The organism is Shewanella sp. LC6, from assembly GCF_006385735.2.
Classification (GTDB): domain Bacteria; phylum Pseudomonadota; class Gammaproteobacteria; order Enterobacterales; family Shewanellaceae; genus Shewanella; species Shewanella xiamenensis.
This window is the reverse complement of record NZ_CP043902.1, coordinates 4,491,959-4,510,483: the sequence shown is the minus strand read 5'-3', so window position 1 is coordinate 4,510,483 and position 18,525 is coordinate 4,491,959. Positions and strand designations below refer to the sequence as shown.

Sequence of the window (18,525 nt, the reverse complement as noted above, 5' to 3'; positions counted from 1 at the left end):
ATAACTGGAGCCCCGAGTGGGCTCCTGTTTTTTTCTTAGCCAGTTGTCGTTTTACAGAATCGCGGAGAAATCGTTTGCAAGCAGTTCAACCCAACTCTCAACCCCCAGCCCAAAGCAGCGCGCTTTGGGTGTTGTTAGCCTTGGCATTAGGCACTTTTGCCCTAGGCACCACAGAATTTGCCGCCATGACCTTAGTGCCTTATATCGCCAGCGATTTAAGTGTCGATGTCGCCCATGTGAGTTATGCCATCAGTGCCTATGCCCTTGGGGTGGTGGTGGGATCGCCCATCATTATGGTGCTGGGGGTGAGGATTAAGCGGCGCACGCTGTTAATCGCCTTGGCCGCCATGATGGCGGTTGCTAATGGTTTAAGTGCCTTGGCGCCCAGCTTGAATTGGTTAGTGTTTTTCCGCTTTTTAAGTGGCTTGCCCCATGGTGCATATTTTGGTGTCGCTATGTTACTGGCGGCTTCCTTAGTGCCGCCAGAGATGAAGGCTCGAGCGGTTTCTCGGGTGATTATCGGCTTAACCTTAGCCACTATCGTTGGCGTGCCCTTTGCGACTTGGATGGGGCAAACCGTCGGTTGGCGCTCAGGTATCGGCATAGTGGCGATTATTGCCGCCGTTACCGCCGTGATGCTGTATTTTCTCGCGCCGAATGTCGCCGTACCGCAAAATGCCAGCCCTAAAAAAGAGCTGCAAACCCTTAAGAACCGTGAAGTTTGGCTCACGCTCGGCATTGCGGCTATCGGTTTTGGCGGGATTTTCTGTGTGTATACCTATCTGGCCGAGACACTGATCCAAGTCACCCAAGTCGAGCCCTTTAAAATCCCGGTGATGATGGCGGTCTTTGGGATTGGTGCCACCTTAGGCACTTTAGTCTGTGGCTGGGCGGCGGATAAGTCGGCGCTGGCGGCGGCATTTTGGTCGCTGGTGTTAAGCACCTTAGTGTTGGCGTTGTATCCAAGTTTGACGGGATCTTATTGGGCATTAATGCCAATTGTATTCTTTGTGGGTTCGGGGATTGGTCTGGCAACCATAGTGCAGGCGCGATTAATGGATGTGGCCCCCGATGGGCAAGCCATGACGGGCGCTTTAGTACAATGTGCCTTTAACCTTGCTAATGCCATTGGCCCTTGGGTTGGCAGCTTAGTGATCTTATCTGGCCAAGGTATTGCCGCGACTGGCTATGCCGCAGCACTTTTATCCCTCGGCGGTTTAGTCATGTGGTGGTTAACCCACAGAGAGAGCCGCCGCGCTGACAATCTTTGTACTGCAAACTGCATTGATTAAGCTGACCATGACGGCGCAGCTCTATATCTGCGCCGCCTATCGGTTAACTCTTAACTTCTTTGAATGGTGATATCGGCGATATAACCGTGCTCAGTAGCGAGTAGCGCTTGTTTTAGCATGCCTGCGGCCTCATCGGCGGACATAAAGCTTGAGGTATCTAGACTCTTACCACTGCTTGGCCAAAAGCCGGTATCCATACCGCCGGGATAAACTGCTATCAACTTCATCGGACTTTGCTTGAGCTCCAAACGTACCGATTCGATAAAGCCCCGCACCGCCCACTTGGCGGCGCAGTAGGTCGATTCACCCGCTTTGGCGGCGAGGGCGGCGGTGGACATAACGATCACCACCTTAACCGCTTGCTGCTTATAGCGTTTCACCAATTCACGCACCAGCAGAATCGTTGAGGTGACATTGTTATTCAGCAGCGCTTGGATTTCGCTCGCACCTTGGGTTTCCAGTGCGCCAAAGTAACCACTGCCAGCGCAGTGGATAACCGTATCGGGGGCATCGGTAAGGCCATCGAATAGCGCTTCGACACTCGCTTCGTCTGCTAAATTGGCACTGATGGCGCTAATGCTTTGATTCGAAAATGGGCTGAGGGCATTAGCCACAGTATGAAGACGGTTGGCATCGCGTCCCGTCAGTGTAAGTGCTTGGTTATCCTTGGCATACAGGGCGGCTAATGCTGCGCCTAAGCCACTGCTTGCGCCAGTAATCAGTATCATCTTTACCTCTAAATTCTATTTCGAAGTCTAAGTTTCGATCAGAGTGAACAGCGGCTGGTCGAAGGCGACCTCATCTCCGTCTTTCACCCAAATAGCGCCGACTATACCGTCACGCTCGGCCTCGATGGGATTTTGCATTCGCATGGCTTCGATAATGCAAAGCGTGTCGCCGCGAGCCACCCGTTGACCGATGCGCACCAAGGGCGCCTCGGTTTGGCCTTGCGAGGTATGGAAGGTGCCCACCATGGGCGATACTTGCACAAAACCTTCAATCACAGGTAAGGCGTCACGGGTTTTGGCAGGCTTTGGGCTCGATGCAGTGGAAGGCGGAGGATTATGCGCGCCTTCGAGTGTGCTTACTGTATGTGGGCCGTAGCGGGTGATGCGAATGGACTCTTCCCCTTCGGTAATCGCCAGTTCTGCAATCCCAGATTCCTGCACTAATTCAATCAGTTTTTTGATCTTTCGAAGGTCAACCGCCATGGCTTGTGGCTCCCTGTACTCACGCTAATCGCGTTTATGCCTTCAATCTCTTAATCGCCGCCGCGAGGGCAAACTCATAGCCCTGGGCGCCGAAACCACAAATCACCCCAATGGCCTTATCGGACAAATAGGAGTGGTGGCGGAATGGCTCGCGGGCATGGACATTGGATAAATGCACTTCAAAGAAGGGAATATCCACCCCGAGCAGTGCGTCACGCAGGGCCACACTGGTGTGGGTAAAGGCTGCGGGGTTGATAATAATCATCTGCGCATCGGTAGCATGGATCGCGTTGATCAGTTCAAATTCGGCATTCGATTGAATATGCTCAAGTTCAACACCTGCTGCTTGAGCTTGTTCACTCAAAATGGCAACGATATCGGCTAAGGTTTGATGACCGTAAACACTGGGTTCGCGGCGGCCAAGGAGGTTTAAATTGGGGCCATTGATGAGCAGAACTTTATGATTCATTACGCTTTCCTTTTACGACATGCCTTAACGGGTTGAATGCCATTAACTTAACCTGTTCGGGCGGATTTTGCATTATGAATATCGTTACTGTGCAAGCTGGGTTAATCCAACTTAATCTGGCGCATAGCCTTAGTGGCACCACGTTGTTTTTTGGTGTCTAAGCGTTTGGTTTGGCTGCTTTTGGTCGCACGGGTGGGGATACGTTTTTTGGGCACTTCGGCCACGCTGGCAACTAGGGCGATAAATTGTTCCAATGCGGTTTGCCGATTCGCCTCTTGGCTGCGGCTCGCCTGACATTTGATAATGATTTTGCCGCTGGCGGTAATCCGATGATCGGCTTTTTGCAGCAGGTGCTGCTGATAAAACTCGGGTAATGACGAGTTTCTGATATCAAAAATCAATTGGGCGGCGGTGGAGACTTTATTGACATTCTGCCCGCCAGCGCCGCTTGAGCGGATAAATTGCCACTCGATTTCATTTTCCGGAAGTTCCACACGGTTTGAGATTTTTATCATGGCAGACTTAGGGTTTTGTCCAATTGCTTTGAGAAGCGAGCAATAACTGCTTATGGCTTTTCAATAGATTTGTTATCATCGGGCGCATTCTTGCAGGGCAGGCGTGGTTGCCCGTTCGCAAAATAGTGTTCTCGTTTCGGAGTGCCTTTATGTTATGCCAAATCCCCGATATTGCTAAGGGTGTTATCAGTCTTTTCGCCAGTGGTCGACTCTCTTCAACCGATTATCGTACCCGCTTACAGCCGGCCATTAAGAGTTACCGCAAGGATTGGGGACAGGTTTGCCTGTATATTGAGGCGGACGTCTTACTTGAAGGTTGGGAATTTGAGTCGCTAACGGGCAGTGGTGAAGTCCAACTTCCTAATTTTGAAGCTTTAGTATTTGTTGGCGGCCCAGATTGGGTGGGTAACGCTGTGCGCTTACTCGGCCCCTTTATGCAGGGCGAAGTGGCTTGGTTCCCCTTGGAGCAGAAAGCCAAAGCCATTGCGTGGATCGCTAAACGTTCAACTTTTTAATGACCCATGGTGGGTATAACTTATAGGGAATTAACTATGTCTTTGTTGAAAACTATGACTGCCAAACCGACCGCTAAATTAGGCGCTATCGCCCTAGTGTTGGCCTTTACCGCAGGCTTAAGTGCCTGTGCGCCAGAGGTAGGTAGTGATGCTTGGTGTAAACAAATGAAGGAAAAACCTAAAGGTGATTGGACTGCGAACGAAGCGGCCGATTACGCCAAACACTGCGTGTTTAAGTAAGTTTTTCAAGCGAATAGTGTCACAGCTTGACAGATTAATCCTTGCAAGCTGTGAACTTATGCTTAAAATCCCTGTCTTAAGTTTGCACAAGCTATTGCTGAATTATGACTAAATCGTCCAAAGGTGATATTTGATTTCGACCGCTAAGCCATTCTTTAGCCGAATGGTGACCCTACTGATAGCCATTATCGTGCTGCAATTTGCGGGCGCGAATTTGGGTGCCCATCAGTTACATGCGGGCAATGGCGTAGAAGAAGCCGAGAATCATCCCCACCTACAATTTAGTGCTCCTGTGACCACCTTAGCTCAATGTGTGGATTGTGTGTGCCCCAATGAGCAGACTCCCGGATTCAGCACCGAGCAGTTTGGTGAAGCCGCATTCAATGCGGGCGTATCGACTGCCAGTGCTAGTAGCCACTCTCATTTAGTGCAAACCACTGAAATTCAAAACTTTGACCTTTGCCTTGATTGCCAATGCCATGGCGGCCATGTGGCGTTACTATCTCATTTTGAAAGCCAAACCCTAACGGCATTCGAAACGGCTTACATGCCAACGGATTTAGCCTATTTCCCTCCAGATCAATTACCTAAGTACCGCCCACCCATCGCTTAACCCTCAATATCTGCTTATTTCTGGTTGCGTATCTATTGTTCGGGCGCGCCGCAATAAGCCCTTAATTTATCCCCAAAGCAAAGGTTTTATTAACCTCGAACGTGTTTGGCTCGCGCTAGCGCTTTGAGCTTATTCGACATTTTGCCTCTGGGGAGCATTCGATTGGTATCCGCACGTCGATGGCGTAGGGCCAATCCTATTTAGATATTGTTAGGAATTGCGATGAAGAAAACCATTATCGCCCAGACCTTGTTTGGCCTGTTGAGTACGCTAGTGCTCGTTGGTGGACAGGTGAATTACGCTGTTGCAGCAAGCTCAAGCCTAGACGTCAAAGAGCTAGATGCAGTAGCGCAAGGTGAACTTTTAACCCAAGAAACTCAAACCTCGCTGAATCAGTGGTTACCAGAGTTACTCAAGCAAATTAACCAGTTGCCAGAGGTGCAGGCGCAAATTGCTCGGCAGCAACAGGCGGAGCTGGTGATTGCCGCGGCGGATCGCGCCGTCTATAACCCTGAACTTGGACTCAATTATCAAAATGCCGACACAGATACCTACAGCCTAGGGCTGAGCCAAACCATCGATTGGGGCGATAAGCGTGGCGTAGCAACCCGCCTTGCCCAGCTTGAGGCGCAGATCCTGTTAGCGGATATACAGTTAGAACGCAGTCAGATGTTGGCCGAGCGTCTATTAGCGCTGGCCGAGCAGTCGCAAAGCCACAAGGCGCTTACTTTTGCAGAGCAGCAATTAAGATTTACTCAGGCACAGCTCAATATTGCCGAGCAGCGCTTTGCCGCGGGAGATTTGTCTGATGTTGAGTTGCAACTGCTTAAACTCGAACTGGCAAGCAATACCGCCGACTATGCTCTAGCCGAACAAGCGGCCTTAGTCGCCGAAGGTAAAGTGATTGAGTTACTTGGGGTTGATAAGCTCAAGTTTAGGGAGTTCATCTCTGATATTGGCCAATTTGTGTCGATGATTGCCCCGAGAGCGGAATTACCCGCATTGACCAGTGCCCATCAGCAGGTGTTATTGGCAAAGGCCAATGCCATGAAGGTTAAGGCTGATACAGCGGCGGATCCCACCATCAACCTTGGTCTCGAACGGGAAGGCTCTGACAACAAGTTTGGCGTCGGTGTGGCTATCCCCTTGCAGGTTCGTAATAACTACAGTGAGTTACAGTCGGTTGCAGATAAGGGCATCGCTATCGCAGAGCAGTCCTACTTAGCCCGTGAGCGAGTGCTTACTGCTAAACAGGCGCAATTTAACAATGCCTTACCCCGTTTACTGGCTCGTTACCAAGATTGGCGTGAGCGAGTCGCAGCCTCGGGGAGTAAAGCCGCTAAATCCTTAAGTGAACAGTGGCGCTCGGGCGATGTGAGCACCAGTGAGTATTTACAGAGTCGGCGACAACTTGCGGCCAGTTATTTGGTCGGTTTAAACCTCGAAACGGCGATTTATCAGAGCTGGTTAACCTGGATGGGGGACAGCGGTCAACTGCTGCCCTTTATCGATTCGTTAACAGCCACTTCTCCCACTAACGCCGTGCCAGCCAAGTCAATCGTGAGGTCACACTAATGAATTCAACTTTTCCTAAATCTGTTTTTCACTCTTTCGCCAATGTGTCTGCAGCAGGTTTCATATCGGTGTTTACGCCATCACGTTTAGCGTTGGCACTGATGCTCACCTCGTTAACCTTGATTACGCCAACGTCAGCATTTGCTGGTGACGGCCATGATCATGCTGGCGAAAAACAAGTTAACAACGCAGCGAAGAGTACTGCTGCCGAGCAAGCACCGGATGACCATAGCGAGCAAGCGTTAACCTTTACGCCGGCACAGTTGGAGCTGGCGGGAATTCGTTTGTTACCCTTGAGCAGCGATAGCTTAAGTCTTGCCAATTTAAACCTCGATGTTCGAGCAACGGCTTCTTTAGTGGTTGACCGTGATAGAACCGCGACCTTAGCGCCACAGCTCGATGTTCGCGTACAAGCGCGCCATGTGGTACCAGGCCAAGAGGTGAAAAAAGGTGAGCCTTTACTTACCTTGGGTGGCGCAGCCGTTGCGCAGGCACAGGCGGACTACATTAATGCCGCTGCTGAATGGAGTCGAGTCAAGCGCATGAGTGAAGGCGCTGTGAGTGTGAGTCGCAGAATGCAGGCTCAAGTCGATGCCGAACTGAAACGGGCGATTTTAGAGGCGATAAAAATGACCCCTGAGCAAATTCGTACCTTAGAGTCGACCCCTGAAGCTATCGGTAGCTATCAACTGTTGGCGCCTATCGACGGCCGTGTGCAGCAAGATATCGCCATGCTAGGCCAAGTGTTTAGCGCAGGCACGCCATTAATGCAGTTGACCGATGAGTCGCACCTTTGGGTTGAGGCTCAGCTAACGCCTGCCCAGGCAGTCAATGTGAAGGTGGGTGCCCCAGCGCTGATCCAAGTGGGAGATAAAACCTTAGCAGGTAAGATTATCGGCCGCTCCCACGAGCTGGATAGCGTGACACGTACTGAGCAAGTGTTAGTCAGTATGCCTAATCCTGATCATGTGTTGCACGCTGGGCAATTTGCCGAGCTGTACTTTGCCGATGCCTCTCAAAACATGGCTGCGGCGAGTAGCGGGTCAGGTATTTCATCGGGAATTGTATTACCCGATGCAGCGTTAACCCGTAGCAGTGATGGCGATTGGCAGATTTTTATTCAGGATGAGGATGGTTTTGAAGCCATTGAGGTGGAGCTGGTGCAGCGTCAGCGCAGCTTGAGTTTAGTGCGTGGCAGTGAGCTGGATAAAGCACGGCAGGCACAATTAAAGGTGGTAGTTGCAGGGGCATTTTTCTTGGCATCGGAGCAGGCGAAAGCTGGTTTTGATATTCATGCCCACTAATCGCGATGCCTATCACTGTGCCTATGATTCTCGCTTAAGGAATTCTTATGTTGCAAAAAGCAATCGAAGCCGCGATTAAAAATCGGCTATTAGTGGTGTTGGCGCTGCTGGCGGCGGTCGCTGCCAGTGTGGCCATGTTGCCCAAGTTGAATCTCGATGCCTTTCCCGATGTCACCAACGTACAGGTGACCATCAATACCGAGGCTGAAGGTTTGGCTGCTGAAGAGGTAGAAAAACTCATCAGTTATCCGGTCGAATCGGCCATGTATGCTTTGCCAGCGGTGACTGAAGTGCGTTCGTTATCGCGCACTGGCTTGTCCATTGTGACGGTCGTCTTTGCTGAGGGCACGGATATTTACTTTGCCCGACAGCAAGTGTTTGAGCAGTTACAGGCGGCGCGGGAGATGATCCCAAGCGGGGTGGGTGTGCCAGAAATTGGCCCTAACACCTCTGGATTGGGGCAGATTTATCAATATATTTTGCGGGCGGATCCAAGTGCAGGCATCAATGCCGCCGAGCTGCGTAGTCTTAACGACTACCTCGTCAAACTTATCTTGATGCCCGTTGGCGGCGTGACCGATGTGTTATCTTTTGGCGGCGAAGTTCGCCAATATCAAGTGCAGGTCGACCCTAATAAGTTGCGTGCTTATGGCTTGTCGATGGCGCAGGTGAGTGAGGCGCTCGAAAGCAATAACCGTAACGCTGGTGGCTGGTTTATGGACCAAGGCCAAGAGCAACTAGTGGTTCGAGGCTATGGTATGTTGCCCGCCGGAGAGGCAGGGCTTGCCTCAATTGCTCAAATTCCACTCACTGAAGTACGTGGCACGCCTGTGCGAGTGGGTGACATTGCAAAGGTCGATTTTGGCAGTGAGATCCGCGTAGGTGCCGTGACTATGACGCGCCGTGATGAGGCGGGGCAGGCGCAAGCCTTGGGCGAAGTGGTCGCTGGCGTAGTGCTTAAGCGCATGGGCGCTAACACTAAGGCGACGATTGATGATATCGATGCGCGGATTAATCTGATTGAGCAGGCGCTGCCGAAGGGCGTGTCCTTTGAGGTGTTTTACGATCAAGCGGATTTAGTGGATAAGGCCGTTACCACAGTGCGCGATGCGCTGCTGATGGCTTTTGTGTTTATCGTGGTGATCTTAGCGCTGTTCCTTGTGAATATCCGCGCCACCCTGTTGGTGTTGCTGTCTATCCCTGTATCCATCGGTTTGGCGCTGATGGTGATGTCCTATTACGGACTGTCGGCCAACTTGATGTCCCTTGGTGGTTTGGCGGTAGCCATTGGTATGTTGGTCGATGGCTCAGTGGTGATGGTTGAGAATATTTTCAAACATTTAACCCAACCGGATCGCCGTCATTTAGCTGAGGCAAGGGCGCGTGCCGATGGTGAAACTGACCCGTACCATGGTGATGAGGATGGGGGTGTTAACGCTGATGATGACGAACATCAGGGGAATATGGCCGTGCGCATTATGCTGGCAGCGAAAGAAGTGTGCAGTCCTATCTTCTTCGCGACCGCCATCATCATTGTGGTGTTTGCGCCGCTATTTGCGCTGGAAGGAGTTGAGGGCAAGCTGTTCCAACCTATGGCCGTCAGCATTATTTTGGCGATGATTTCCGCCTTGCTGGTGGCATTAATTGCGGTGCCAGCCTTAGCGGTATATCTGTTTAAACGTGGAGTTGTGCTGAAAGAAAGTGTGATCTTAAGGCCGCTGGATAGTGCATATCGCAAACTGCTCAGTGCAACGCTAGCGCGTCCTAAAATGGTGGTACTCAGTGCGGCGCTGATGTTTGTCATGAGCATGACATTGCTGCCTAGACTCGGCACCGAGTTTGTGCCCGAGTTAGAGGAAGGCACGATTAACCTGAGGGTAACGTTAGCACCCACCGCCAGCCTTGGCACCTCTTTGGATGTCGCACCTAAGCTTGAGGCTTTGCTGCTGGAATTCCCCGAGGTGGAGTATGCCTTAAGCCGAATCGGTGCGCCCGAATTAGGCGGCGATCCTGAGCCTGTCAGCAATATTGAAGTCTATATCGGCCTAAAACCCATCGAAGAATGGCAATCGGCCAGTTCGCGTTTGGAGTTGCAACGGCTGATGGAGGAAAAGCTCAGTGTCTTCCCTGGGCTGCTACTCACCTTCTCACAACCGATTGCGACTCGGGTCGATGAGCTGCTTTCGGGGGTTAAGGCGCAGTTAGCGATTAAACTCTTTGGCCCCGATTTAGAAGTCTTATCTGAAAAAGGCCAAGTGCTGACCGATCTGGTGGCGAAAATCCCTGGTGCTGTGGATGTGTCCCTCGAACAGGTGAGTGGTGAGGCGCAGCTGGTAGTGCGGCCTGACCGTTCGCAGCTTGCCCGTTATGGCATCAGTGTTGATCAGGTGATGACACTCGTCAGCCAAGGTATTGGTGGCGCCAGCGCTGGCCAAGTCATCGACGGTAACGCCAGATACGACATTAATTTACGCCTTGCCGCCGAGTTTCGCAGCAGTCCAGATGTGATTAAGGATTTGCTCTTGAGTGGCACCAATGGCGCAATTGTGCGCTTAGGCGAAGTGGCCAGCGTTGCAGTGGAAATGGCGCCGCCGAATATTCGCCGTGACGATGTGCAGCGCCGCGTGGTAGTGCAAGCGAACGTGGCGGGGCGAGACATGGGCTCTGTGGTAAATGATATTTACGCGCTGGTGCCAAAGGCCGATCTACCTGCTGGATATACTGTGATTGTGGGTGGTCAGTATGAGAATCAGCAGCGGGCACAGCAAAAGCTGATGTTGGTAGTGCCAGTCTCAATCGCCTTGATTGCCTTGCTGTTGTACTTCTCCTTCGGCGCGGTTAAGCAGGTATTACTGATTATGGCGAACGTGCCGTTAGCACTCATCGGCGGTATTGTGGCGTTGTTTGTTAGTGGTACTTATCTGTCGGTGCCAAGCTCCATTGGCTTTATCACGCTGTTTGGGGTGGCGGTGCTCAACGGAGTGGTATTAGTGGATTCGATAAACCAACGCAGGCAGAGCGGCGAGTCGCTCTATGAATCGGTTTATGAAGGCACTGTGGGCCGCTTACGACCAGTATTGATGACGGCATTAACCTCTGCCTTAGGGTTAATTCCGATCTTAGTGTCATCGGGTGTGGGCAGTGAAATCCAAAAGCCGCTAGCGGTGGTGATCATTGGCGGTTTGTTTAGCTCAACGGCGTTGACCTTATTGGTATTACCGACCTTATACCGCTGGTTATATCGACACGATAAATTGCTTGACTAGTTGGGGCTGAGTCTTGGCATGATTTTGTGGTAAGTCTCAATGTTAAAGTTTAAAAATCAGCGAGCTATAGTGTGTGATATAGGCTAGGCTTAGCGCTGGTATTAAGGATAAGTATCTCTGGAGAGAGTATGATCGCAGTCATTTTTGAAGTCGTTCCCACGAAAGAAGGAAAGGAAGAGTATCTGCATGTGGCCGCTGAAATGCGCCAGTATTTAGAAGGCCGCAAGGGATTAATTTCGATTGAACGTTTTCAGAGCTTAACCGACGATGGTAAGGTGCTGAGCTTATCGTTTTGGGATGATATGGCCTCTATTACCCAATGGCGTAATCAAATGGCCCACAGCATTGCCGAGCAGACTGGCATAGTTCCTTGTTTGTTTAACGCTTATCGCATCCGTGTCGCCGAAGTGGTGCAAGATTATAGCGAAACCGTGCACGAAGCCGCAGAGTAATCGATACCTGACAGGTTAAAAACAAAACCCATCGAAATCGATGGGTTTTTTATGTTCAATACTCTGCCTAAGTGACTTTTGAGGCTTATTTTTCCTGTTGAGCTTTAAGCAGATCGCGGATCTCAGACAGTAGTTCTTGATCTTTGGTTGGTGCGGGCGGAGCAGAAGGCGCTTCTTCTTGTTTACGTTTTAAGCTGTTAATGGCTTTTAAGCCCATAAAAATCGCGAAGGCGATAATGGTAAAGTCGATAACGGTTTGGATGAATTTACCGTAAGCGATGACGACCGCAGGTGCATCACCTTGGGCAGCGAGGAGCACAACGCTCAGATCACTAAAATTCACCCCCCCTAAAATGATCCCAATCGGCGGCATAATGATGTCGGCCACAAAGGATGAGACTATCTTGCCAAAAGCGGCACCGATGATTATACCCACCGCCATATCGATTACATTGCCACGGGACGCAAAAGCCTTGAACTCTTTAAGTAAGCTCATTAGGTTTCCTCCGAAAATATGATTAAATGTTAAATTTTATTGTATTAACTGTATCAGGAAAACCTTAGGGTCTTTTGCTGCCTGTTACCTTGCCAAGCTTATAGGGGCTTAAGGATTAAGGCAATTCTGAGATTAAGGATTTATTCTGTACTGGCAGATTTCACACTCTCAAGGTTACAGTTGTTAATTTGGGTGTGAATGGGTCTATTTTTGCTGACCGATAAATTCTGGCACTTCTAATACTTGTGATCCCCAGCGTTTAAACAAAGAGGCGTAGATAAACTCGATAAAAACGCGGTATTTGCGCGGCAGATAGGCTCGCTTGGGATAGCTGAGTACCACCTTGGTTTGCACCATAGGATAATCGTCAAGGAGTCGCACTAAATAGCCTTTCTCTATCGCCTCTTGGGCAATAATCGACGGCACGGCCGTAATGCCAAGCCCTGCAATGGCAGCTTCGCGGGCAATGGTGACATTATTCACTGTTAATTGCGTGACGGGCTCAATGACTACCCAAGTTTTACCATCAAATAGCTTCCATGCCCCTTCAATATGGGCCGACTGTAAACGAATCGCTTTATGTTTAGCCAAATCCTGTGGCACTTTGGGCGTGCCATGTTCGGCCAAATATTTAGGGCTGGCCATTAAGGATTTATAGGCGTTAACTAAGGAATAACTTTGTAGGCGGGTATCACTCGAGTCAGCGATTTGGAATAGCAGATCCACACCTTCTTCTATCACATCCACTTTACGGTTAGTGAGCTCGGCTTCTATGGTGATATCGGGATAAAGGGTTAAAAACTGGGCGAAGATCGGCCCAAGAAACAGTTGACCTAATTCAATAGGGCATACGATTCTTAGGTTACCTTTGATTAATTGCTGGTGGGCACTGAGCTGATTTTCGGCGCTTTGAAGATCACTTAAGATCTTATTGATTCGATTGTAATAACTCGAACCCGCTTCTGTGAGTTTGAGTGCGCGAGTCGTTCGGAATAATAGCTGAGTACCCGTATCGGCTTCTAGTTCGGCAATTTTGCGACTGACTGTTGCCTTAGTGAGTCCGAGGGCTTTAGCTGCCCCAGTAAAACTACCTTGCTCTACCACTTGAGCAAATATTTGCACCCGATTGAGATCCATGATTGTTACACCTGTGAAACAGTGGGTTGATTTTTAACTACCTAATAAACTTGATGAGACAGTAGTACACTAGTACTCACTAATCAAGGAGTCATTCATGTCCAAAAGTAAGCTTATTATCGCCGTTCCACTTTTACTCGCCGCCGCTGCGGGTGGCGGCTATTACTGGTGGACGCAAGTACGTTTTATCGAAACCACTGATAATGCTTATGTTGAGGCCGATATCTCCCATGTGAGCGTAAAAGTACCAGGTTATGTGGTGTTATCCGATGTGACCGATAACCAGCATGTGCGTAAGGGCGAGTTATTGGCGCAACTTGAAGATAACCAGTTTAGCGCCAAAGTCAGCCAAGCTGAGGCTGCACTTGCCAGTGCCAAAGCCGATCTACAAACCTTAGCCGCTAAGGTGGATCTGCAACATGCGCTGATCAGCCAAGCGAGTGCGGGTGTGGTGGCGGCGCAGGCTGATAAAATTCGTGCCGAGCAACAATTAAGCCGAGCGAAAAAGTTAAAAGTCAGCAATTACAGCTCACAGGACGATGTCGACCAATTACAGGCGGGTTTTGATTCTGCTGCTGCGCGCCTCGATGAAGCCAAGGCGCTGTTAGTGGCTAAAGAACGTGAGCTTGCTGTGTTTAATGCTCAGCTTAATCAAGCCAGCTCTGTGGTTGAGCAGTCGAATGCGGCATTGGAGCTAGCTAACATTCAGCTCAATGATACCCGTGTGACCGCGCCCTTCTCTGGGGTGATTGGTAAACGCGGCGCGATGGTGGGGCAGTATGTGCAGCCCGGCCAAGCACTCTTTAGTTTGGTTCCGGACGGGGCTGTGTGGATCTCGGCGAACTTTAAAGAAACCCAAATCCAACATATGCAACCCGGGCAGTCGGTGCAGGTCAGTCTCGATGCGTTTCCCGACAAAACCTTTACAGGTGTAATCGATAGTCTGTCGCCAGCGTCCGGAGCCAAATTTAGTCTGCTGCCCGCCGAAAATGCCACGGGTAACTTCACCAAAATCGTGCAGCGTATTCCAGTGCGGATCCGTTTAGAGCTCTCAGAAGAAGAGGCGCGAGTGGTCCCCGGGTTAAGTGCGGTGGTGAAGGTCGATACTGCGTCGCATCCGACGACAACTATCGCTGCAAACGTCGGTCGCTAAGTAGGTCGTTAACATGAGCACAATTGCTGCTGCACCTGAGGCTATCGCCGCGGGGGCTACGCCGAGCGAATATGAGCGCGGTAGTCGCCGTTCGTGGATTGCCGTTTTTGGTGGTTTGATTGGCGCCTTTATGGCGATCCTCGATATTCAAATCACCAATGCCTCGATGAAGGAAATCCAAGGCAGCCTTGGGGCAACGCTTGAGGAAGGCAGCTGGATTTCAACGGCTTATCTGGTTGCCGAGATGATTGCGATTCCGCTCTCGGGCTGGTTAAGCACAGGGCTCTCGGTCAGGCGTTATCTGCTGTGGACCACAGCTGCCTTTATCTTTGCTTCTATCCTGTGTTCGATTTCGTGGAACCTCGAGGCCATGATCGCCTTTCGGGCGTTGCAGGGCTTCTTTGGTGGCGCGTTGATCCCGCTGGCCTTTCGGCTGATCTTAGAATTTTTACCCGAGAATAACCGTGCCGTGGGGATGGCGCTCTTTGGTGTGACAGCCACGTTTGCGCCCTCGATTGGCCCAACCTTAGGTGGTTGGTTAACTGAGCATTTTAGTTGGCATTACCTGTTTTATATCAACGTACCGCCCGGATTGCTGGTGATGGCGATGTTGGCCTATGGTCTCGAGAAACGGCCTGTGGTGTGGGATAAACTGAAAAATGCCGATTTAGCGGGCATTGTCACTATGGCGCTGGGCATGGGTTGTCTCGAGGTTGTGCTTGAGGAGGGCAACCGTAAGGATTGGTTTGGCTCGGATTTGATCCGCAATCTCGCCATCATTGCCGCGGTGAATTTAGTGCTGTTTGTGTGGATCCAGCTCAACCGTAAAGATCCTTTAGTGAATTTACGCTTACTCGGTAAACGTGATTTTGTGCTTTCAACCGTGGCGTATTTTTTACTGGGGATGGCGCTCTTTGGCGCGATCTATTTGATCCCACTTTATTTGTCTCAAGTGCATGATTACACACCACTGGAAATTGGTGAGGTGATTATGTGGATGGGCTTTCCACAGCTGTTGGTATTACCCTTAGTGCCACGTTTAATGCAACGATTCGACGGACGTTACTTAGCCGCCTTCGGCTTTTTTATGTTTGCCCTAAGTTATTACATGAATAGCCAAATGACCGCCGATTACGCTGGGCAGCAGATGATTGCCTCCCAAGTGGTACGCGCCTTAGGCCAGCCGTTTATTTTAGTGCCTATCGGAATGCTCGCGACTGCGCATTTAAAACCCCATGAAAACCCATCAGCTTCGACCGTACTGAACGTGATGCGTAACTTAGGTGGGGCCTTTGGTATCGCGTTGGTGGCGACCTTAACCGATAACTTGGCTCGCAGCCATTTGGCCCATGTGAAGGAATCTTTGCCAGCGGTCAGCACGCAGGCGCAGGACTATTTGAATCAGAGTGCCAGTATGTTGCAACAGGGTGGCTCGGATCCCTACACCGCCTCTATGCAGGCCAAGGCATTGTTAGGGCAAACCATGAGTCAGCAGGCCTATATTCAAGCCTATAACGATGTGTTTTTGATTATGGGGGCCCTGTTGTTAATTGCCGTGGTGGCTGTACTGCTTATCCGTAAACCACAAGGCCCAGTCGCCCACGATGCGGTGATCGAATAACACTGAGTCAGTTTTCGCAATGCGTAACCCTTGCGTCTTAATTCCCCCCAGAATTAAGGGCGCTTTTTTATGCGCTGAGCTGTGATAGACTCGAGCTCTTTTCCTGTTGTACGCAGAGCCTTTTTATGTCTATACAAGATTCAGTTGAGTGGCACATTCTTAAATTTAATCAATTAACTGCCAACACCTTATATGAAATCCTTAAACTGCGAGTCGATGTGTTTGTGGTCGAGCAGGCCTGTGCTTATCCAGAGCTTGATGATAAAGATAGACACCCTGAAACCCAGCATTTAATCGGCCTATCACCTGCGGGCGAGTTACTCACCTATGCCCGTATTTTGCCTCCGGGGCTGAGTTATCCCGAGGCCAGCATTGGCCGAGTGGTGGTGTCACCTGCTGGACGAGGTAAAGGATTGGCAATGCCGTTGATGCAGCGGGCGATCAAATCTGCACTCAGTACTTGGCCCAAGGCGGGGATCCAAATTGGTGCTCAGGATTATCTGAAAAACTTCTACCAAAAACTCGGGTTTAACATCTGTTCTGAAATGTATTTGGAAGATGGCATTCCTCATATCGACATGCGCTACCAGCCTAAGTAATCTAGTTTTAACTAGCTGAATTTACATCTTATTAAGGAAATCAAATGACTACTGTTGCGGACTATAAAATCAATCAACAACAACTCGTTTGCGTCGCGAGCTTTTTAGCTAAGGAAGGCAAAACCGAGGCCTTGATTGCGGCGCTCGCCTCGCTGATCCCCGATACACGCCGTGAAGCCGGTTGTATTCGGTATGAGCTCAACGTCAGCCGTGATGAACCGCGCCGCGTGACCTTTGTGGAGAAGTTTGTTGATATTACTGCCTTCGATGAGCACTGCGCTAAAGAGGCTATTCAACATTATTTCCACCAAGTGATGCCTGAGTTGGTTGAGTCGTTCCAAGTCGAAACCTATCATCAGGTCATCGTCTAAGTGTTTTACCGTGTTATCGCTTAATAAACCTTATGTCGTCAGTAGAATGTATTAATTTACATTGTCTTTGCAGTTTATAGCATTGTATCAGGAGATTTTATTGGTTAGCTTACTGTCTTCGCTATTCAATGCCGCAACAAAATGTTAAAAACCAATTAACTCACGGATGTATACAATGCTAAAAACATGGACACTGAGCCTTATTCCCCTCGTATTTCTCGGTTTGAGCGGTTGTGCATCGACAAATGCTGATACTAACTCTAACTCGAAAGTTACAAATACTGCTGAAAAGAAAGCTGCCAAGGAGTGTGACAAAGTTGCATCTATTGGCTCCAATATTGGACGTTGCAAAAAATAACATCCTGAAGCTTTGGGTTATAAGCATTCTCAATTCAGCTAAATCTGCAATCAATTAGATCAAATTTGTGCGACTGTCTGGTTTGCGATCAGCAGCTACTGATTGACTCCTAAAACACCTGATGAACCCCATCGGGTGTTTTTATTTAAAGGTGTAATTCGGCGGTTAATCGCTCAAAGGAAATGGCAAAACCTGACGCATCAATCAGCTTTATTTATTAAAAATCAATTGTTTAATTTTTTGTATGGTTGATGTTTAAGAGTATGGTGCAGAGAATTGAGCTTAACTTATTAGATAATACTGATATTGAGTTGATTCAATCAGTCGTCAAGAGTTGTAATGGAAGAATTTGGCATTACAGTAAGTAGGCTTATCAAACTGTAATGCCAAAATTTATCGCGGGCAGTACTAAGCGTTATTTTGCCGCTTGATATACCTTAATTCGATTTCTTTCAAACGACGATTAAAGTCTTCTAAATGTGCCAACATGGCGGCTTCGGCTTTGGCTTCATCTTTTTCGATAACGGCTTGAACGATAACATCGTGTAAGCCTAAGGGATGGATTTCATCCGTTGGTGGCTCAAACTTTATTGTTTGATTTTTAAGTAAAATCAATAGTGATTTTACAATTGCCTCTAAGAAACGGTTGCCTGACATTTCTGCTAATAAATAATGCACTTCAGAGCGTAAAGCGACAGTCTCGGGATATGCGTACGAGTCATTTTCATGTCGCAATGCTTCATGCAGCGCAATTGCTTGTGCTGGTGTGCAATTTTTAGCTGCCATTCTGGTGACTTGAGGTTCAATCAAAATGCGCGCTTGGCATAATTCGGGGAGTGATAACTTTCCCATCATAAACATGTCATGGCAGGCATCACTTAAACGCTCAAATGTCAGATGTTTAACAAATGCACCACCCGTTGCACCTTGGCGAATTTCTACCAAGCCGCTCGCTTCAAGGCTCTTAATGGCTTCCCTGACAACGGTTCGACTCACTTGGAATAATTCTATGAGTTCGCGTTCGGATGGTAGTTTATCACCAGCTTTATAATCGCCACCTAAAATAGCATTTTTTAGCTGTTGTCCAACTTCACTAGATGCTTTTATCTGCTTAATTGGCTTGAAGTTATGCACTAGTTTGCCCTCAATATGCTTAGTTCCGCCATCTTAACATAAAAGTACTTTTGAGGCAGAAAATGTACTCTCGCATTTCCTATATTAGTGATTAAAAAACATTCATTTTTGTTGATCGAAGTAACATCTCTATAAATTTCGCAACTAGTTTCTCATATTTGTTCAGTCTTCATTGTTAAGTAAGGTTATACGTCATACATTTCT

19 protein-coding genes are annotated in these 18,525 nt (G+C 49.2%); 12 read left to right on the top strand and 7 right to left on the bottom strand.

Annotation, left to right across the window (positions count from 1 at the left end; translation table 11 throughout):
• Positions 1-74 precede the first annotated feature (74 nt).
• The gene (locus tag FJD32_RS20210; protein ID WP_088586198.1) at positions 75-1,292 is read left to right on the top strand and encodes an MFS transporter; all 1,218 of its coding nucleotides are present in this window, start codon (positions 75-77) and stop codon (positions 1,290-1,292) included.
• Positions 1,293-1,342: 50 nt separating this feature from the next.
• Here the strand turns inward: FJD32_RS20210 and FJD32_RS20205 are convergent, their stop codons facing one another.
• The 4 genes from FJD32_RS20205 to arfB form a co-directional block, all read right to left on the bottom strand.
• The gene (locus tag FJD32_RS20205; protein ID WP_037428707.1) at positions 1,343-2,020 is read right to left on the bottom strand and encodes an SDR family NAD(P)-dependent oxidoreductase; all 678 of its coding nucleotides are present in this window, start codon (positions 2,018-2,020) and stop codon (positions 1,343-1,345) included.
• Positions 2,021-2,047: 27 nt separating this feature from the next.
• A complete protein-coding gene (gene accB, locus FJD32_RS20200) occupies positions 2,048-2,503 on the bottom strand; it encodes an acetyl-CoA carboxylase biotin carboxyl carrier protein (RefSeq protein ID WP_037428704.1) in 456 nt (151 codons plus the stop codon).
• 34 nt (positions 2,504-2,537) lie between these two features.
• Complete coding sequence (gene aroQ / locus FJD32_RS20195) at positions 2,538-2,972, bottom strand: type II 3-dehydroquinate dehydratase (protein ID WP_037428701.1); 435 nt, start codon at positions 2,970-2,972, stop codon at positions 2,538-2,540.
• Between the two features lie 101 nt (positions 2,973-3,073).
• Positions 3,074-3,487, bottom strand: a complete 414-nt coding sequence (arfB, locus tag FJD32_RS20190; RefSeq protein WP_037428698.1) for an alternative ribosome rescue aminoacyl-tRNA hydrolase ArfB — start codon at positions 3,485-3,487, stop codon at positions 3,074-3,076.
• A gap of 149 nt (positions 3,488-3,636) precedes the next feature.
• Here arfB and FJD32_RS20185 point away from each other — a divergent pair, with 149 nt between their 5' ends.
• The 7 genes from FJD32_RS20185 to FJD32_RS20155 all read left to right on the top strand — a co-directional run bounded on the left by FJD32_RS20185 (position 3,637) and on the right by FJD32_RS20155 (position 11,452).
• Entirely contained in the window at positions 3,637-4,002 is a 366-nt protein-coding gene (locus FJD32_RS20185; protein ID WP_023268861.1) for an STAS/SEC14 domain-containing protein, read from the top strand.
• 36 nt (positions 4,003-4,038) lie between these two features.
• Positions 4,039-4,242: a DUF3012 domain-containing protein gene (locus tag FJD32_RS20180; protein WP_037428695.1), complete on the top strand. Its 204-nt coding sequence runs from the start codon at positions 4,039-4,041 to the stop codon at positions 4,240-4,242.
• Between the two features lie 163 nt (positions 4,243-4,405).
• Positions 4,406-4,855: a hypothetical protein gene (locus tag FJD32_RS20175; protein ID WP_037428715.1), complete on the top strand. Its 450-nt coding sequence runs from the start codon at positions 4,406-4,408 to the stop codon at positions 4,853-4,855.
• Between the two features lie 222 nt (positions 4,856-5,077).
• Positions 5,078-6,430, top strand: coding sequence for a TolC family protein (locus FJD32_RS20170; RefSeq protein WP_037428692.1), 1,353 nt, complete (start codon positions 5,078-5,080; stop codon positions 6,428-6,430).
• A complete protein-coding gene (locus FJD32_RS20165; RefSeq protein WP_088586197.1) occupies positions 6,430-7,734 on the top strand; it encodes an efflux RND transporter periplasmic adaptor subunit in 1,305 nt (434 codons plus the stop codon). The genes FJD32_RS20170 and FJD32_RS20165 overlap by 1 nt, the downstream gene beginning before the upstream one ends.
• Before the next feature lie 47 nt (positions 7,735-7,781).
• Positions 7,782-11,000, top strand: coding sequence for an efflux RND transporter permease subunit (locus tag FJD32_RS20160; RefSeq protein ID WP_088586196.1), 3,219 nt, complete (start codon positions 7,782-7,784; stop codon positions 10,998-11,000).
• Positions 11,001-11,128: 128 nt separating this feature from the next.
• Complete coding sequence (locus FJD32_RS20155) at positions 11,129-11,452, top strand: antibiotic biosynthesis monooxygenase (protein ID WP_037413966.1); 324 nt, start codon at positions 11,129-11,131, stop codon at positions 11,450-11,452.
• 85 nt (positions 11,453-11,537) lie between these two features.
• On the opposite strand, the gene mscL is transcribed toward FJD32_RS20155, so the two are convergent.
• Together mscL and FJD32_RS20145 are read right to left on the bottom strand one after the other, a co-directional pair.
• The gene (gene mscL, locus FJD32_RS20150; protein WP_037413967.1) at positions 11,538-11,948 is read right to left on the bottom strand and encodes a large-conductance mechanosensitive channel protein MscL; all 411 of its coding nucleotides are present in this window, start codon (positions 11,946-11,948) and stop codon (positions 11,538-11,540) included.
• A 204-nt stretch (positions 11,949-12,152) separates the two neighbouring features.
• Complete coding sequence (locus FJD32_RS20145) at positions 12,153-13,085, bottom strand: LysR family transcriptional regulator (RefSeq protein WP_088586195.1); 933 nt, start codon at positions 13,083-13,085, stop codon at positions 12,153-12,155.
• Positions 13,086-13,182: 97 nt separating this feature from the next.
• On the opposite strand from FJD32_RS20145, the gene FJD32_RS20140 reads away from it, so the two are divergent.
• The 4 genes from FJD32_RS20140 (at position 13,183) to FJD32_RS20125 (ending at position 16,829) form a co-directional block, all read left to right on the top strand.
• Entirely contained in the window at positions 13,183-14,238 is a 1,056-nt protein-coding gene (locus FJD32_RS20140) for an HlyD family secretion protein (protein ID WP_055648665.1), read from the top strand.
• 13 nt (positions 14,239-14,251) lie between these two features.
• On the top strand, positions 14,252-15,859 hold the full coding sequence (locus FJD32_RS20135) for a DHA2 family efflux MFS transporter permease subunit (protein WP_055648664.1): 1,608 nt from the start codon (positions 14,252-14,254) through the stop codon (positions 15,857-15,859).
• A 125-nt stretch (positions 15,860-15,984) separates the two neighbouring features.
• On the top strand, positions 15,985-16,458 hold the full coding sequence (locus FJD32_RS20130; protein WP_088586194.1) for a GNAT family N-acetyltransferase: 474 nt from the start codon (positions 15,985-15,987) through the stop codon (positions 16,456-16,458).
• 44 nt (positions 16,459-16,502) lie between these two features.
• Positions 16,503-16,829, top strand: a complete 327-nt coding sequence (locus FJD32_RS20125) for a putative quinol monooxygenase (RefSeq protein ID WP_037413979.1) — start codon at positions 16,503-16,505, stop codon at positions 16,827-16,829.
• Positions 16,830-17,595: 766 nt separating this feature from the next.
• Here FJD32_RS20125 and FJD32_RS20120 read toward each other — a convergent pair.
• A complete protein-coding gene (locus FJD32_RS20120; RefSeq protein ID WP_088586193.1) occupies positions 17,596-18,321 on the bottom strand; it encodes a FadR/GntR family transcriptional regulator in 726 nt (241 codons plus the stop codon).
• Positions 18,322-18,525: the final 204 nt, after the last annotated feature.

Bases quoted from the DNA above. Each gene is read 5' to 3' on its own strand.
- FJD32_RS20205 (WP_037428707.1), bottom strand. From the start codon at position 2,020: ATGATACTGATTACTGGCGCAAGCAGTGGCTTAGGCGCAGCATTAGCC.
- accB (WP_037428704.1), bottom strand. From the start codon at position 2,503: ATGGCGGTTGACCTTCGAAAGATCAAAAAACTGATTGAATTAGTGCAG.
- aroQ (WP_037428701.1), bottom strand. From the start codon at position 2,972: ATGAATCATAAAGTTCTGCTCATCAATGGCCCCAATTTAAACCTCCTT.
- arfB (WP_037428698.1), bottom strand. From the start codon at position 3,487: ATGATAAAAATCTCAAACCGTGTGGAACTTCCGGAAAATGAAATCGAG.
- FJD32_RS20185 (WP_023268861.1), top strand. From the start codon at position 3,637: ATGTTATGCCAAATCCCCGATATTGCTAAGGGTGTTATCAGTCTTTTC.
- FJD32_RS20180 (WP_037428695.1), top strand. From the start codon at position 4,039: ATGTCTTTGTTGAAAACTATGACTGCCAAACCGACCGCTAAATTAGGC.
- FJD32_RS20175 (WP_037428715.1), top strand. From the start codon at position 4,406: ATGGTGACCCTACTGATAGCCATTATCGTGCTGCAATTTGCGGGCGCG.
- FJD32_RS20170 (WP_037428692.1), top strand. From the start codon at position 5,078: ATGAAGAAAACCATTATCGCCCAGACCTTGTTTGGCCTGTTGAGTACG.
- FJD32_RS20165 (WP_088586197.1), top strand. From the start codon at position 6,430: ATGAATTCAACTTTTCCTAAATCTGTTTTTCACTCTTTCGCCAATGTG.
- FJD32_RS20160 (WP_088586196.1), top strand. From the start codon at position 7,782: ATGTTGCAAAAAGCAATCGAAGCCGCGATTAAAAATCGGCTATTAGTG.
- FJD32_RS20155 (WP_037413966.1), top strand. From the start codon at position 11,129: ATGATCGCAGTCATTTTTGAAGTCGTTCCCACGAAAGAAGGAAAGGAA.
- mscL (WP_037413967.1), bottom strand. From the start codon at position 11,948: ATGAGCTTACTTAAAGAGTTCAAGGCTTTTGCGTCCCGTGGCAATGTA.
- FJD32_RS20145 (WP_088586195.1), bottom strand. From the start codon at position 13,085: ATGGATCTCAATCGGGTGCAAATATTTGCTCAAGTGGTAGAGCAAGGT.
- FJD32_RS20140 (WP_055648665.1), top strand. From the start codon at position 13,183: ATGTCCAAAAGTAAGCTTATTATCGCCGTTCCACTTTTACTCGCCGCC.
- FJD32_RS20135 (WP_055648664.1), top strand. From the start codon at position 14,252: ATGAGCACAATTGCTGCTGCACCTGAGGCTATCGCCGCGGGGGCTACG.
- FJD32_RS20130 (WP_088586194.1), top strand. From the start codon at position 15,985: ATGTCTATACAAGATTCAGTTGAGTGGCACATTCTTAAATTTAATCAA.
- FJD32_RS20125 (WP_037413979.1), top strand. From the start codon at position 16,503: ATGACTACTGTTGCGGACTATAAAATCAATCAACAACAACTCGTTTGC.